Raw genomic sequence first — 12,751 nt, forward strand, 5'->3', positions numbered from 1 at the left:
GGTCGCTTTTTTCTAACTATTTTTTACTCGAATTCAAAGATATCAGACGGAGTCGTGCGCTTAAGTGCTATCAGAGAGACATCTTTGCCGACACGGACCCCTTCTTGAAACAATCGGATGTCGACTGTCTTATAGGCAAGTTCCGGGTGGTTGTTGTCGCGGCTGAGGTGGCACAACCAAATGTCCTTCAGCTTCGGGTCATAGTTGGCTGCCAGGAATTCGGCAGCTTCACGGTTACTCAGGTGGCCTGTCGGACTCGCTACACGTTCTTTCAGGAAAGCGGGGTAGGTGCCGAACTTCAACATTTCCTCGTCGTAGTTGGCCTCGATGATCAGATGGTTAGCCATTCGCATATAACGACTCACTGTATCCGTAATATGGCCCACGTCGGTCGCAAAAGTAAACTTATGCTCTCCGTATTCGATATAGTAGCCTACGTTGTCCGTGCTGTCGTGAGGCACTTCGAAAGCGATGATATTGAAGTTGCGGATGGTAAAAGGTACTTCTTTTTCGATGACCCGGCGTGAACCGATCAACGTCTCTTCCACATAACGGCTTTTTTCTATTCCTCGGTGGACGGCAGCGGTAGTGTATACCGGGATATTCATTTTCTCTCCCAGGCAACCCACCGTCTTGATATGGTCGGCATGGTCGTGCGTTATCAGGACTGCCACGATTTTGGAAAAGTCGATCGCTTTATCTTTCAACACCTTCTTTATGGTACGTATTCCGATACCAGCATCAATCAGTATCCCGAATTCGGGAGTACCCAGATAATAGCAGTTGCCACTGCTTCCACTTGCTAAGCTAAGAAATGATAGTTTCATATTTTTCTATTCCGCCTCGCGGCCTATTCTGTTTTACATAGTATAATCAGGAACGGAACGTATCAGGGATCGTCACTTCCCCGATAAGCGAACAGTTCATGTGGTCCTTCACTTCCTCGGGCGATAACCCGTGGCCGAAAAGGAACATCAACTTGGCGACAGCGCTTTCCGTCGTGCTGTCGAACCCGCTTATAACGCCGGCTTCCAATAATTTATGGCCCGTCTCATACCGGTGCATCTCAACGCTTCCGGCGCTACACTGGGTTACATTGACGATTACGATACCCCGGTCTACTGCATCTTTGAGCATGGTCAGAAACCAGTCGTAACTCGGGGCATTCCCGCTACCGAAAGTTTCCATCACGACCCCTTTCAGGTCGGGAATGTTGAGGATGCTTTCCACCACCTGCGGCGAGATGCCCGGAAACAACTTCAGGATAGCGATGTTCCGGTCCAGTAGATAATGCGGTTTCAGCGGCTTACGCGAAACTGGGTGATAAATTTGTCCCGTATCGTATTTAATGTATATCCCGGCATGTGCCAGGGCCGGATAATTGTATGAACGAAATGCATTGAAGTTGTCGGCATTGATCTTGCTCGTACGGTTGCCTCGCAGCAAATCGTTTTCAAAGAAGATGCAGACTTCGGGTACAATAGGTATTCCGTTTTCTTTGGCAGCAGCAATCTCGATCGCCGTGATCAGGTTTTCCTTCCCGTCCGTGCGTAACATGCCGATGGGCAATTGTGAACCGGTGAAAATGACCGGCTTGCTGAGGTTTTCGAGCATGAAACTCAGGGCAGAGGCGGTGAACGACATGGTATCGGTGCCATGCAGCACCACGAAACCATCGTATTTCGCATAATTATCTGCGATGATTTTCACAATCTTCATCCATGAGTCAGGCCCCATTTCGGACGAGTCCATTACCGGATCGAACTGATAAGTCGATACTGAGTAACCGAGCTTTTTCAGTTCCGGCATATTGTCTCTAAGATGTTGGAAATTAAAAGATTCCAATACTCCGGTTTCAGGATTTTCAATCATTCCGATTGTTCCGCCTGTATAGATAAGCAGGATAGAAGCCTTATCGCGCTGATCGTTCATGTTTACTGTCATAATGCAAAGGTAATAAATTTATTCTTCTCCCTTCAAAACGGGAACGCTTATGTGATATTTTACGGCTATGATACGTGCCAGGAATATCCCCAACGCTGCAGCGAACTGGGTGATGGAGGGTGTTAACCCGGCGAGCATACATAAATAATATACACCGCCACCGAACACGCATGCCAGGGCATAGATGTCTTTTCGGAAGATTAGCGGCTCCTCATTGATTAATATATCGCGCATCATTCCCCCGAATGATCCGGTGATCGTTCCCATTACGATAGCTACCCACATAGGGAAGCCGAATTCGAGTGTTTTAGCGATTCCGACCACGCCGAACAGACCCAGTCCGATGGCGTCGAATATAAAGAACGTGTTATTCAGCCGGATCACATATTTACGGAAGATGATAACAAACAATAAAGCTAGTGCGGAAACAGTTAAATAAGATGTTTGTTCCATCCAGAAAGGGGTTGCATTCAGCAGGATATCGCGTATTGTCCCTCCGCCCACGGCAGTAACCAGTCCGACCACATAGGCGCCAAACCAGTCAAATTGTTTTGCAGAGGCTAATCTGATCCCACTAATTGCGAATGCAAACGTCCCTGTATAGTCGCAAAAGGTGATAAAATCTATCATTTTGTTTTTTTCTGCAAAAGTAAGTATTTCCTTTGAATTGTGTTTGTTTCTAGCGACACAACCTAAGAATAATTTAAACCAAACGAATCCTTTACTGTTAATTATATATAAGTTTGCATGAGTAATAGGTATAAGGCTCAGGCCAAAAGAATGTTACATGATGAAGAGATTTATATGGATAGGATTGCTGGCTTTGCTTTCAGCACAGTGGATGCAGGGGCAACACTTCCCTAAAATGGATACAAGAAATTACGTGAGCGACTCGACTGTTTTCATGCCTAAAAAGCCCTGGCTGGCAGCCGGCGAGGTGTTCGGCTTGAATGTCGGGATATGGGCTTTCGACCGTTTTCTGATGAACGAGGACTTTGCTCATATTAATGGTCATACGATTAAGAACAATTTCAAAACCGGCCCTGTCTGGGATACCGACAAGTTTTCGACCAATCTGGTGGCGCATCCCTACCACGGCTCGCTTTACTTCAATGCCGCACGCAGCAACGGGATGAATTTCTGGCAGTCTATCCCTTTCGCCGCCGGTGGGAGTTTGATGTGGGAATTCTTCATGGAGAATGAACCGCCCTCTATCAACGACCTGATGGCTACCACGTTCGGAGGGGTGGAGTTAGGTGAAATCACTTACCGTCTGTCCGACCTTTTTATCGATGACCGGTCGAGTGGGGCGGAGCGTGTAGGGCGTGAGATACTTTCTGGACTGATATCGCCCGTGCGTGGCATAAACCGTCTGATAACCGGTGAGGCATGGCGTCACAGGCCGCATAAAGGTAGGGCATACTCGTTTGTGCCCGTGAACTTTATCGTGAGTGCCGGTCCTCGTTTCCTGGCGGAGCAGGAGCATTCGAAACATGGGACGACTAGTATGCATCTTTCGCTGCGTCTGGATTATGGCGACCCTTTTGAAGACGAGTTTTATTCGCCCTACGAATGGTTTCAGCTGCGTGCCGGATTCGATTTCTTTTCCAGTCAGCCGGTCATCACGCAGGTGAATGCTATCGGCGCCTTGTGGGGTAAACGGGTTTGGGAGAAAGGGCCGCGCACGCTGACGGCCGGTGTCTTCCAGCACTTCGACTATTACGATTCGCAGTTGCGCTCCAGTGATGGTGGCAAGGTGTCGCCCTACCGCATTTCGGAGGCGGCGGCTGTGGGAGGCGGTTTGATCTATTACAAACGTTCGGAGCCGAGCGACAAGGTCGATGCCTACGGCGAATTTTATGTGAACGGTGTTGCCCTGGGAGGTGGCTCGTCAGACTATTTTCGTCTCGATGAACGCGATTACAACATGGGAAGCGGTTATAGTGTAAAAGCCTTTACAGGTTTGACTTACAACAAGCACTGGACATTTTTGCTAAATATGGAAAACTATCATATTTTTACCTGGAAAGGCTACAATCCGGACATAGACCTGAGCACGGTCGACCCGAATACTTTCAACGTACAAGGTGACAAAGGTCATTCCCGCTTGACAGTGATGGGCATCAAACTGGTTTATCTTTCCAGCAAAAAATGGAATATATCGCTCTCGAACCGCTACTTTTCCCGCCGCACGCATTACAGCTACCACGACGACGTGAACCGAGCTACCTACGATTTGATGCTTTCTTTGGGAGTGAAGATTTAATGCTTTGCTATTGATTATTACTTCATTACAGTTTCCTGAAAGTGGGACTACGAGGAAACTGTAATTGACTGATTGTTATCTTGTTTTGTTTCTTTCGAGTTCGTTGAGATTCTCCATTTTCTTCCGTTGGAGGAATTCGTAAATGCCTTCAAGATGTTCAGTGACCCGCTGGTTGCCGAATTCGTAGACTTTCGTCACCAGTCCGTCCAGGAAATCACGGTCGTGAGACACCACAATCAGCGTACCGTCGAAGTCGAGCAACGCCTGTTTCAGGATATCTTTCGTTTTCATGTCCAAATGGTTGGTCGGCTCGTCGAGAATCAGCAGGTTGACTGGTTCGAGCAGCAGCTTGATCATCGCCAGGCGCGTGCGCTCTCCACCCGACAAAACCTTCACTTTCTTGGCTGAATTTTCTCCGCCGAACATGAACGCGCCGAGCAAATCCTTAATTTTATTACGGATATCACCTTGGGCGACATCGTCTATCGTTTGAAAGACGGTCAGGTTCTCATCCAACAGCGAAGCCTGATTCTGAGCGAAATAACCGATCATCACGTTATGTCCGATGGTCAGCGTGCCGTCGTGTTCGATCTCTTTCATGATACATTTCACCAGCGTGGACTTTCCTTCGCCATTCTTTCCTACGAAAGCGATTTTGTCGCCCCGTTCAATCATCAGGTTGGCATTGCGGAACACCGTATGGTCGCCGTATGTTTTTGCCACGTTTTCGATAATCACCGGATATGTACCGGAGCGGGGAGAGGGCGGGAACTTCAGGCGGAGTGCCGATGTGTCTTCCTCATCCACTTCAAGTATCTCAAGTTTTTCAAGCATCTTGACACGGCTTTGTACCTGTAGCGTTTTGGAGTATGTCCCTTTGAAACGTTCGATAAACTCCCGGGTTTCGGCAATCATCTTCTGTTGTTCGTCGAACGCCTTTTGTTGTTGTACGCGGCGTTCCTGGCGGAGTTGCAGATAACTACTGTAATTCACCTTGTAGTCGTAGATGCGGCCCATGGTGACTTCGATTGTGCGGGTGGTGATATGGTCGACGAATGCCCGGTCGTGGCTGATGACAACCACCGCCTGCCCGTTATCGATCAGGAAATCTTCCAGCCACTGGATTGATTCGATGTCCAGATGGTTCGTAGGCTCGTCGAGCAGTAACACGTCCGGTTTCTTCAAGAGTAACTTCGCCAACTCGATACGCATGCGCCAGCCACCGCTGAACTCGCTGGTCTGCCGGTTGAAATCTTCGCGCTTGAAGCCCAGTCCGAGCAATGTCTTCTCGATATCGGCGTCATAATTGATCTCCTCGATGGAATAAAATTTCTCGCTGAGTGTGGAGACGCGCTCGATCAGCTCCATATAACTGTCCGAATCGTAGTCAGTACGTGTCTCCAACTCTTTGTTGATCGTTTCGATCTCGGCCTCCATCTCATGCAGGTGGGCGAAAGCCTGTGCCGTTTCTTCAAATACGGTGCGCCCGTCTTCCGTCATCAGATGTTGCGGCAGATAGGCTATGACCGTATCTTTGGGTACCGAAACCTTTCCGCGTGTCGGTTCGCGTACCCCGGCTAGTATTTTGAGCAAAGTTGATTTGCCCGCACCGTTTTTCCCCATCAGGGCAATTCGGTCTTTCTCGTTTATAACGAAAGATATATCAGAAAAGAGGGCACTTCCGCCAAACTCCACTGTCAGTCCATCAATAGAAATCATACGTACATTATATATATATGTAAAAAGAAGGCGCAAAGGTAGGAAAAATGTTTGGAATATTTGTTTTATGTTTTGAAACAACTTATCTTTGCACCCGCTAATACAAACAGCTTAAATTAATTATTCAAACATGGCAACAAAAATTAGATTGCAAAGACACGGTCGCAAAAGCTACGCTTTTTATCAGATCGTAGTTGCAGACAGCAGGGCTCCACGTGATGGAAAGTTTATTGAAAGGATAGGTTCTTATAATCCGAACACTAATCCTGCTACAGTAGATTTGAACTTCGAAAGAGCTTTGTATTGGTTACAGGTAGGTGCACAGCCTACAGACACAACTCGCAACATTCTGTCACGCGAAGGTGTATGCATGAAAAAGCATTTACTGGAAGGTGTTAAGAAAGGTGCATTCGACGAAGCTACAGCGGAATCTAAATTCCAGGCTTGGTTGAAAAACAAACAAGCTTCTGTTGAAGCAGTAAAATCGAAAGACAGCGAAGCGGCTAAGGCTGCAGAAAAAGCTCGTCTGGAAGCTGAAAAAGAAGCTAACAAGGCAAAAGCAGAAGAAGTAGCTAAAAAGAAAGCTGAATTAGCAGCCGCCGCTGCAGCAAAGGCAGCTGAAGAAGCAGCAGCAAACGCTCCTGCTGAAGAAGCTCCTGCAGCAGAAAGCGCTGAGTAATTCGCTTAATGCCAAATAAAAAGAGGACATTTCCTATGTGGAGTGTCCTCTTTTTTATTGTGTGTCCCCTTATTTCTTTCCCAGCAGGAAACCATTGATTTGTTCAACGAACTGTTCCTTTGAAAGTGCTCCCTGTGCCAGTTGCGGTTTTCCTTTAGCAGGAATAAACAGTAGGGTAGGGATGCTCTGTATGCCGAAAGCGGCAGCCAGTTCCTTTTCGTTATCGACATTGATCTTATAAATGATGATGTCGTTTTTGTATTCTCCGGCCAATTCCTTTAATATAGGAGAAACCTTCTTGCAAGGTCCGCACCAGTCAGCATAGAAGTCGACGATGCAAGGCTTGGTGCCTTCATAGACCCATTCTGTTTGGTTTTTCTCGTAATTATATACTTTGGTCAGAAAGTCAGCTTTGTTAAGTACTACAACTTCGCCCTGGGCAGCTACGTTTCCTGTTTCGTTTTTATCCGATTTGGCAGACATGGAGCAACTAACCAGCAGCAACACCACCGAAATCAGGAATAAATCTTTCAACTTTCTCATATAAAACTTATTACTTCATTGATAATTATAGAATACAAAAATAGTAATAAAACGGATACGACTTCCCATTCTGAGTGGTTAAAAGAAAAATAATAGCTTAAAAAGAAAAAAATGCTTCGTAAAATTAGGAGATATAAAAAATATCACTACCTTTGCACCGCAATCGAGAGAAAACGATAGCAAAACATACTGGAGAGATGGCAGAGTGGTCGATTGCGGCGGTCTTGAAAACCGTTGAACTGAAAGGTTCCTGGGGTTCGAATCCCTATCTCTCCGCTGAAAAACGGAAGTCCTTGCAAGTTGCTTGCAGGGATTTTTTGCGTTTAAGACATTGTGTCCCCGGATTGTTTCGGGCAATCCGGGAATACAGGAGGGGAAGTGTTTATCTCCTCCGTCTTATATCTTTACTGCCTTTTCAAACCGTTTCTCAAGACATACGCTGAGGTCGGTGGTGACAAACTGCCCGTTGTGGAAAAGCGTGAATATGGTGGCCGGGGTGGGGGCAGCCTGTGCCTGCTCCAGTGTCTCCAGTTTGATTATTTTCAGCGGGATTCCTTTGCTTTGGGCTACATCTGCCAGCGAACCGAGGACGTGGTATTCTGTGTACGGGCAGCGGTTGGTGAAGTAAACGACCAGCCCGTTTTTCTCCTCGCATTCCCCACTTTTCGTGCAGGCCTTGAAAGAGGGCTCGGGCGCATCGGACATCAGTTTCAGAACCAGCAGGCTGAAACCGTTGGGGAGTTTTTCCACCGTCTGGAAACCCTGGCGCAGAAGCCATTTGGTGTCGCTCATGAAATGGAATTTGGATGTACCCGCTACGGTGACCAGTCCTGCTTTTCCCTGCGACCGGGCATCGTCGATGGCGGATTGCAATAGCGCCTTGCCGTGTCCGCATCCCTTGTATTGTCCGGATACCCAGAAACAGTTGATCATCAGATAGCCGGGGGCGTTGACGGGAACCCAGGCCTTTTCGGCGGGGACGTATTCGATGAATACCTTGGCACGTTCGTCGAGGCGGCGGAATAAGTATCCGTTGTCGAATTCTTTTCTGAGCCATTCTTTTTTCAGCTCGTAGCCTTCCTTGCATTTTTTGTCGGAGAAGGCGCAACAAATATGTTCCGTTCCGATGTTTTCTTTTGTCAGGGTGATGTATTTTGTTTTCATCATACTATTATTTTATATGTATATAAATTTAGCTTGTTGTTGTGTCATTGTTTTTTAGGTGTAATGGATGTACTCTTAGCCATCCCGTGTGTCCTCTTTGTTTTTCATAATTTATTCCATGTTTGTGGGATAGGTAATCTGTTCTTTTGCCCGGTTTGTTATCTCCCGGATGAAATCGGTTTTTGCATCGGTGTAGCCGTCGCGATCGTGTTCGTATAGCTTTTGTAGTTTGACCTTTAACTCACCGTAGACCTTGGCCGTATCGGGATGGGCGAGGAGATAGTCGCGGAAATAAGGTTCGTCCCAATCACCGGAGTATCTTATGTGGAGATGGAAGGCTTGAGTTTTAAATCCTTCGGGCGTATATCCTTTCATAAACATCATGTGGGGAGGCGGGTTGTCGGGTTTGTGGCAATAGATGTAACCTGCTGACTCGATAGTCGGGATGAGGCGGACGGGATCGGTTTTCTGCTGTATCTCCAGCAAAATGTCGATCGTCGGTTTGGCTGTCAGACCGGGGACGGCAGTGCTTCCGATATGATTGATACGGACGATGTTTTCCGCTCCGATGGTTTTTATGAGCAGCTCTTTTTCTGTTTTGTAACGTCCGGGCCACTCCGGGTTATGGGGCGACAGTATAATAGGGAACAGTTGCCAAAGTTCCTCATTGCTCATTTCGTTCAAGTCCTTTTTTTTCATGATGTTCGTTTTTGACAGGTTACTCCGGTTCGTCCGTATCCAGGCAAAAAGGATGGCCGGCGGGGTCGATCAATGTGCGGGAAGTTCTGAAATATTGCTCACCGGCAAGGCGTGCTCCCAGACTGAGGGCGTGGCGGACGGCTTCTTCGAGGTTGTCCACATAGAAATCGAGGTGTAGCATTTGCCCCTGTTTCCCTGCCTGCCAGGGCCAGACGGGCGGTTCGTATTCTTCAATCTCCTGGAAGGCGATGACCATACCGGCGGGCGAAGTGATGGCTGACCAACCGTTTGCCTGCGGGTGTGTCCACTCCCAATTCAGAAGCTGACTGTAAAAACGTGCCATGATGCCTGCATCTTTGCAATCGATGACGACGTTGATTTTGCTGATTGTAGCTTTCTTTGTTTCCATGTTCCCAAAGATAGAATAAGTTTTTGATTTGTAAGAATGGAGAGGGATAATTCCGCTTTGTGGGAAGAAAGGGCTATCTTTGTGCGATAAAAATAAGCAGAAATTCCGATGTTTAAGAAACTTGTGGCGATAGAGCCTGTAAGCCTGATTCCATCAGCAGAAAAGAAATTGCAAGATTTTGCGAAAGAAGTTATTATGTACGACGATATACCATCCGGCGATGAGGAGGTGGCAAGCCGTATCGGGGATGCGGACGCTGTTTTGTTGAGTTACACCTCGCGGATTGGGAGGGCGGCACTGGAAAAGTGTCCGAACGTCCGGTATATCGGGATGTGTTGCTCGCTTTACTCGCCGGAAAGCGCGAATGTCGATATTCGCTATGCGAACGAACGGGGTATCGTTGTCACCGGTATCCGCGATTATGGCGATGAAGGGGTGGTGGAGTATGTCATCAGCGAACTGGTGCGTTGCCTGCATGGTTTTGAGCAGGAGGCGTGGGACGACATCCCCCGTGAGATTACCGGGATGAAAGTCGGTATCGTAGGACTGGGTAAGTCCGGTGGCATGATAGCGGATGCCTTGAAGTTTTTCGGGGCTGATGTTGCCTATTTCGCCCGGAGCGAGAAAGAGGCGGCACGCGGGAAGGGCTATCGTTTCCTGCCGCTTGGCGAACTGTTGTCGCAGAGTGAAGCCGTTTTCTGTTGCCTGAATAAGAACACTGTCCTGTTGCATGAAGCCGAATTCGGGCAGTTGGGCAATAAAAAGATACTGTTTAACACCGGTTTGTCTCCGGCCTGGGACGAGGCTCCCTTCATGAAATGGCTCGAAGGCGACAATCTCTGCTTCTGCGATACCGCCGGAGCATTGGGAGACAGCCACCTGCTGAACCATCCGCATGTACGTTGCATGCAAGTCTCGACAGGACGTACGCGCCAGGCTTTTGATCGTCTGAGCGAGAAAGTGTTGGCAAACCTTTCGGCCAATTGCAAATAAACAGAGTTGGAATAGGTAGCACGCGAATAATCACTGAAAAGTATTAATTATCAGTGTTTTATCCGCGTGCTCTATATTTTTATATAGTTTTGACAACCTGGCAGGGATTCCCGACCACCAGACTGTTGGAGGGTATTGACCGGGTGACAACGCTTCCGGCACCGATTACGCAGTTATCGCCGATAGTAACGCCGGGCAGTACGATTACTCCGCCACCAATCCAGACATCGTTTCCTATCGTAATAGGCAGCGCTCTTGTACGAAAGAACAGTTCTCCCGAGTTTTCATCCCAGTCTTCCACAAATCTCTCGGACGCACTTACCGGGTGGGTTGCAGTGTAGAGTTGCACGTTGGGAGCTATCAGGACGTTATTTCCTATCGTTATATAATTGTTATCGAGGAAGGTACAGTTCATGTTGATAATCACTTTATCCCCGATAAAGATATGTTTGCCGCATTCGCAGTGGAAGTTTATATCGACTTTCGAATGTTTTCCGACGCGACCGAATAGCTCATGCAGCAAAGTTGTCCTTGCTTCGCTGTCCGAAATGTCGGTCGAATTGAATTCCGCAAGCAACCGTTTGTTACGGACGATCATATCAAACACTTCTTTATCCAGGCGGTTGCAATATTCTCCCGACAGGAATTTCTGATAGTTGGTTTCCATAATGACTGTTTTTTCGGTAAGGATTGTTTATGAACCTTTTAAAAGACGATGGGTGAGGTGATGTTCAGCAGCGTATTCACTACCGACCAACCGGCTATCTCGGCTGTCGCGCTGTAGACGTCGATTACGGCGTGTACCTGGTCGTTCCAGATCTCTACCTGTTGTGTATCGCCCGTAAATCCGGGGGTGGACTGCATTGTGACCTGCATGTTCCCGGGGCCTACTGAAGCCCGTGAGGCGGCAACGGTGACATTGACCTTGGTTGGGAAGAGCTTGATGGCTTCTGTTGCGCTTCCGGAGAAGACGGTACGTTGTTCCGTTTGCAGCGACTCGTCGTAAACGGGCGTGCCTTTCAGGGCGTTGGGGCCTTTCTCATTGAAAAACTTCGCGGTGGCATTTCCCATCAGGGAAGCCGTCCGTAACACATCGAAACCGCCGGTTGCTCCGGAGGCCAGGTAGACACGCGTGCTGTGTGCCTTAGCTGTTTCTGAGACTTCGCGGTAGAAGTCGTCGTCGGCAAGCGCTCCGATAGAAAGGGTTACGATTGAAGTACCGTTTTTCAGGGTGGGGATAGCCAATTCCCTCATGGCGGCAGGTGAGGCAGCTTCCACCAGGTAATCGGGTTTCAGCGCCAGCAAATCCGCTATGGTTGTACACGCTAGGCAAGGTTTTCCCTGTTCCTGCATCCGGGCGGCCATGCTTTCGGCCTTCGATACCGTACGGGAATAGACACCTACTAAATCATATTCAGGCAAAATGCCTTTGATAACGGCTTCGGCGACGATACCGCCCAGCCGTCCGCATCCGACAATTACTAATTTCTTCATGATGGACAAAGGTACATTTTTTATAGTATCATCCGATATCTGACACCGGTTATAGTTTCTTGATAGAGAAAAACCTTAACTCGGTTACATTTACTCCATTTATAACGATTTTGTTTTTATCCGACAGATTAGATGTTGCTATTTCTTGTGTGAATTTTTCGTTTTCTTGTGCAGATAACTTCTTGCGAGCGATTAAGTCAATGACTCTTATGTGGAGAAATGAGTCACCTATGAGAAAGTTGCTGTCGTATAAAGTTTCTCCTATAACTCGTGCTACATTTCGGAATTCGTTAGTACAATTGGAGAGAATAGATTCGTCAAAATAATCTTCTTCCACTTCCTGGATTGCATTCTCTTTATTGATAATTCTTATTGGAGCATCCGATTGCGACCATTTTTCCCAAAGTAAAGCGTACTCTTTTTTTTGATCATCTGATATGTGCTTAATCTTATCATATAAAACAGCTATATTATCGATAGAACAACATGCTAGCGGCAATATAAACGGATTTTGTTCAAGATGAGGAAATAAAACCTTTATTTCAGTGGTGTCAGCTTCATATAACTGACCTTTGATTAGTGAGCAAGCCATGTAAAAAAAGAGTCGTCCATCAACATCATTTCCATGCCAAACAACGATATTATCGTATTTATCGAAATCATATTTTATGAAGTCCTGTAAAGTTATCAGATGACTATCAGGAAAATGATGTTTCCCAATCAGTTTTTCAAGAGATTGTGATCGTTTTTTCAGTCCTTCATTATTTAAATCTTTAATGGGGGAAAGGGAAGCATGTTTAAGTGTATTTTCAAAAACTAAGACTTTGTCATTGATGCCTGA

At 47.1% G+C, this 12,751-nt stretch carries 14 protein-coding genes and 1 tRNA gene; 4 read left to right on the forward strand and 11 right to left on the reverse strand.

What is annotated here, in order from left to right:
• Positions 1–23 precede the first annotated feature (23 nt).
• From HMPREF1535_RS15385 to HMPREF1535_RS15395, 3 genes are read right to left on the reverse strand one after another with little or no spacing between them, the layout of a single operon-like run.
• Positions 24–827: an MBL fold metallo-hydrolase gene (locus HMPREF1535_RS15385; protein ID WP_007653000.1), complete on the reverse strand. Its 804-nt coding sequence runs from the start codon at positions 825–827 to the stop codon at positions 24–26.
• Between the two features lie 46 nt (positions 828–873).
• A complete protein-coding gene (locus HMPREF1535_RS15390) occupies positions 874–1,932 on the reverse strand; it encodes an asparaginase (RefSeq protein WP_369978355.1) in 1,059 nt (352 codons plus the stop codon).
• 30 nt (positions 1,933–1,962) lie between these two features.
• A complete protein-coding gene (locus tag HMPREF1535_RS15395) occupies positions 1,963–2,574 on the reverse strand; it encodes a trimeric intracellular cation channel family protein (protein WP_007653002.1) in 612 nt (203 codons plus the stop codon).
• Between the two features lie 160 nt (positions 2,575–2,734).
• Between HMPREF1535_RS15395 and HMPREF1535_RS15400 the strand changes: the two genes are divergently transcribed.
• The gene (locus HMPREF1535_RS15400) at positions 2,735–4,210 is read left to right on the forward strand and encodes a DUF3943 domain-containing protein (RefSeq protein WP_007653003.1); all 1,476 of its coding nucleotides are present in this window, start codon (positions 2,735–2,737) and stop codon (positions 4,208–4,210) included.
• A gap of 75 nt (positions 4,211–4,285) precedes the next feature.
• Here the strand turns inward: HMPREF1535_RS15400 and HMPREF1535_RS15405 are convergent, their stop codons facing one another.
• A complete protein-coding gene (locus HMPREF1535_RS15405; protein WP_007653004.1) occupies positions 4,286–5,929 on the reverse strand; it encodes an ABC-F family ATP-binding cassette domain-containing protein in 1,644 nt (547 codons plus the stop codon).
• 130 nt (positions 5,930–6,059) lie between these two features.
• On the opposite strand from HMPREF1535_RS15405, the gene HMPREF1535_RS15410 reads away from it, so the two are divergent.
• Entirely contained in the window at positions 6,060–6,608 is a 549-nt protein-coding gene (locus tag HMPREF1535_RS15410) for a 30S ribosomal protein S16 (RefSeq protein WP_007653006.1), read from the forward strand.
• Positions 6,609–6,677: 69 nt separating this feature from the next.
• Here HMPREF1535_RS15410 and trxA read toward each other — a convergent pair whose 3' ends face one another.
• A complete protein-coding gene (gene trxA, locus HMPREF1535_RS15415; protein ID WP_007653008.1) occupies positions 6,678–7,151 on the reverse strand; it encodes a thioredoxin in 474 nt (157 codons plus the stop codon).
• Between the two features lie 191 nt (positions 7,152–7,342).
• On the opposite strand from trxA, the gene HMPREF1535_RS15420 reads away from it, so the two are divergent.
• Positions 7,343–7,427 (forward strand) — tRNA-Ser (locus HMPREF1535_RS15420).
• 120 nt (positions 7,428–7,547) lie between these two features.
• On the opposite strand, the gene HMPREF1535_RS15425 is transcribed toward HMPREF1535_RS15420, so the two are convergent.
• From HMPREF1535_RS15425 to HMPREF1535_RS15435, 3 genes are all read right to left on the reverse strand, one after another.
• Positions 7,548–8,315, reverse strand: a complete 768-nt coding sequence (locus HMPREF1535_RS15425) for a GNAT family N-acetyltransferase (RefSeq protein WP_007653081.1) — start codon at positions 8,313–8,315, stop codon at positions 7,548–7,550.
• Between the two features lie 111 nt (positions 8,316–8,426).
• Positions 8,427–9,014 carry a GrpB family protein gene (locus tag HMPREF1535_RS15430; RefSeq protein WP_007653087.1) on the reverse strand — a complete coding sequence of 196 codons (588 nt, stop codon included), beginning with the start codon at positions 9,012–9,014 and terminating at the stop codon, positions 8,427–8,429.
• A gap of 19 nt (positions 9,015–9,033) precedes the next feature.
• Complete coding sequence (locus HMPREF1535_RS15435) at positions 9,034–9,423, reverse strand: VOC family protein (RefSeq protein ID WP_007653088.1); 390 nt, start codon at positions 9,421–9,423, stop codon at positions 9,034–9,036.
• 108 nt (positions 9,424–9,531) lie between these two features.
• On the opposite strand from HMPREF1535_RS15435, the gene HMPREF1535_RS15440 reads away from it, so the two are divergent.
• Positions 9,532–10,416 carry an NAD(P)-dependent oxidoreductase gene (locus tag HMPREF1535_RS15440; RefSeq protein WP_007653089.1) on the forward strand — a complete coding sequence of 295 codons (885 nt, stop codon included), beginning with the start codon at positions 9,532–9,534 and terminating at the stop codon, positions 10,414–10,416.
• Positions 10,417–10,495: 79 nt separating this feature from the next.
• On the opposite strand, the gene HMPREF1535_RS15445 is transcribed toward HMPREF1535_RS15440, so the two are convergent.
• Genes HMPREF1535_RS15445 through HMPREF1535_RS26270 form a run of 3 tightly spaced genes read right to left on the reverse strand, consistent with a single transcriptional unit; the run spans position 10,496 to position 12,502 of the window.
• Entirely contained in the window at positions 10,496–11,083 is a 588-nt protein-coding gene (locus HMPREF1535_RS15445; RefSeq protein ID WP_007653090.1) for a sugar O-acetyltransferase, read from the reverse strand.
• 38 nt (positions 11,084–11,121) lie between these two features.
• A complete protein-coding gene (locus HMPREF1535_RS15450) occupies positions 11,122–11,910 on the reverse strand; it encodes an aspartate dehydrogenase domain-containing protein (protein WP_007653091.1) in 789 nt (262 codons plus the stop codon).
• A gap of 49 nt (positions 11,911–11,959) precedes the next feature.
• Positions 11,960–12,502, reverse strand: coding sequence for a DUF3658 domain-containing protein (locus tag HMPREF1535_RS26270; RefSeq protein WP_244275638.1), 543 nt, complete (start codon positions 12,500–12,502; stop codon positions 11,960–11,962).
• Between the last annotated feature and the right edge of the window lie 249 nt (positions 12,503–12,751).

The organism is Parabacteroides goldsteinii DSM 19448 = WAL 12034, assembly GCF_000969835.1.
Lineage (GTDB): Bacteria > Bacteroidota > Bacteroidia > Bacteroidales > Tannerellaceae > Parabacteroides > Parabacteroides goldsteinii.

Excerpts from the sequence above, each read along its gene's own strand:
- HMPREF1535_RS15385 (WP_007653000.1), bottom strand. The coding sequence starts at position 827 with ATGAAACTATCATTTCTTAGCTTAGCAAGTGGAAGCAGTGGCAACTGC.
- HMPREF1535_RS15390 (WP_369978355.1), bottom strand. The coding sequence starts at position 1,932 with ATGAACGATCAGCGCGATAAGGCTTCTATCCTGCTTATCTATACAGGC.
- HMPREF1535_RS15395 (WP_007653002.1), bottom strand. The coding sequence starts at position 2,574 with ATGATAGATTTTATCACCTTTTGCGACTATACAGGGACGTTTGCATTC.
- HMPREF1535_RS15400 (WP_007653003.1), top strand. The coding sequence starts at position 2,735 with ATGAAGAGATTTATATGGATAGGATTGCTGGCTTTGCTTTCAGCACAG.
- HMPREF1535_RS15405 (WP_007653004.1), bottom strand. The coding sequence starts at position 5,929 with ATGATTTCTATTGATGGACTGACAGTGGAGTTTGGCGGAAGTGCCCTC.
- HMPREF1535_RS15410 (WP_007653006.1), top strand. The coding sequence starts at position 6,060 with ATGGCAACAAAAATTAGATTGCAAAGACACGGTCGCAAAAGCTACGCT.
- trxA (WP_007653008.1), bottom strand. The coding sequence starts at position 7,151 with ATGAGAAAGTTGAAAGATTTATTCCTGATTTCGGTGGTGTTGCTGCTG.
- HMPREF1535_RS15425 (WP_007653081.1), bottom strand. The coding sequence starts at position 8,315 with ATGAAAACAAAATACATCACCCTGACAAAAGAAAACATCGGAACGGAA.
- HMPREF1535_RS15430 (WP_007653087.1), bottom strand. The coding sequence starts at position 9,014 with ATGAAAAAAAAGGACTTGAACGAAATGAGCAATGAGGAACTTTGGCAA.
- HMPREF1535_RS15435 (WP_007653088.1), bottom strand. The coding sequence starts at position 9,423 with ATGGAAACAAAGAAAGCTACAATCAGCAAAATCAACGTCGTCATCGAT.
- HMPREF1535_RS15440 (WP_007653089.1), top strand. The coding sequence starts at position 9,532 with ATGTTTAAGAAACTTGTGGCGATAGAGCCTGTAAGCCTGATTCCATCA.
- HMPREF1535_RS15445 (WP_007653090.1), bottom strand. The coding sequence starts at position 11,083 with ATGGAAACCAACTATCAGAAATTCCTGTCGGGAGAATATTGCAACCGC.
- HMPREF1535_RS15450 (WP_007653091.1), bottom strand. The coding sequence starts at position 11,910 with ATGAAGAAATTAGTAATTGTCGGATGCGGACGGCTGGGCGGTATCGTC.
- HMPREF1535_RS26270 (WP_244275638.1), bottom strand. The coding sequence starts at position 12,502 with ATGGCTTGCTCACTAATCAAAGGTCAGTTATATGAAGCTGACACCACT.